Origin of the sequence: Arenibacter sp. F20364, from assembly GCF_023015905.1 — a bacterium.
GTDB lineage: Bacteria > Bacteroidota > Bacteroidia > Flavobacteriales > Flavobacteriaceae > Arenibacter.
Map to the genome: position 1 here is coordinate 1 of NZ_JALKBD010000105.1, position 1,212 is coordinate 1,212.

Annotated in this window: 1 protein-coding gene; it reads right to left on the reverse strand. The window is 44.4% G+C overall.

Annotated features, from left to right (window positions below):
• The coding region (gene ltrA, locus MWU84_RS23890) for a group II intron reverse transcriptase/maturase (protein WP_246906514.1) at nt 1-717 on the reverse strand (717 nt) is incomplete at its 3' end.
• Nucleotides 718-1,212 lie beyond the last annotated feature (495 nt).

A 1,212-nucleotide genomic window follows, 5' to 3' on the forward strand; every position in this document is an offset into this window, starting at 1 on the left:
ACTGTTACCTACCCTTTTTGCTGACTTTTTACTTCTGACATAGATACTGAAATCATCAGCATATCTAACATAACGATGTCCGCGCTTTTCCAGTTCCTTATCCAGCTCGTTGAGCAGGATATTGGAAAGCAACGGACTTAGAGGCGAACCTTGTGGGACGCCCTTTTTGCGCTTGTTTAGTTTGCCGTTGATCAGTATCGGTGCCCTAAGGAATGAGCGTAACAGCTTCATCGTGGGTCTACATTTCACCTTTTTATATATCAGTTCCAAGAGGACATAGTGTTCCACCTCGTCAAAGAAGCTCTTTAAATCGATGTCTACTATGCACTGATACTCTGAATTAATATTCTTTAGGCTTTGTGCGACCGCTTGATGGGCATTGCGCTCTGGTCTGAATCCATAACTATGCTGCTGAAAGTCTGGCTCGAATATGGGTTGCAAAACTTGATGCAGTGCTTGTTGAAATACCCTATCGACCACGGTGGGAATGCCGAGCATCCGTTTCTTGCCGTTGCTTTTGGGTATTTCCATTCCCAATATTGGAGACACCTGATAAGACTCCCGTTCTATCTGTTGGGTGTATCGCTTGGCATGGGTTCGAAGCATAGATTTAAGTTCCATTACGGAAACTCCGTCCACTCCTGCACCACCCTTGTTGCGGAATACCTGTAAATAGGCGTCGTTAAGGTTCCTTTTACTTGTTAAACGTTTAATCATTAACACTAAAATTGTTTCGCTGTCCCGCTTAATCCATGGCTACTGTTCTACTAGAAAACTATCCGTAACATAAAACCGCTCCGTGGTTTATTAAGTACCATTATCGTTCAGTCCTTCACCAACCTATCAGGTGGTTGGCTACTACGACGTCAGCTGACTTCTCCATTTAGCTACACGTAACTTTGGAGACCTCCCCAGGTAATAACATCTTCTTTCCCTCGATTCCTGCCAGATCTACTGCTTCGGCATTCACTTAAATGTGTTTCGGACTTTACAATGATGTGCTTGCTCATCCATCCTAACAGCCTCATATCTGGTTCCTGTTCGTCAGTACCGAGTTTTGTAGTCTCGCTTCCTTCAGATGTAACCTCGCAGTTACCACCCTTGCGACTTACTAATGGTTCAAGGCGTTACCCCTGCCCATAAGGGACTTGCACCCTCTAGATTAATACCATATCTTAGATATGATAAAGATGCCCATGCTGGGCACACACA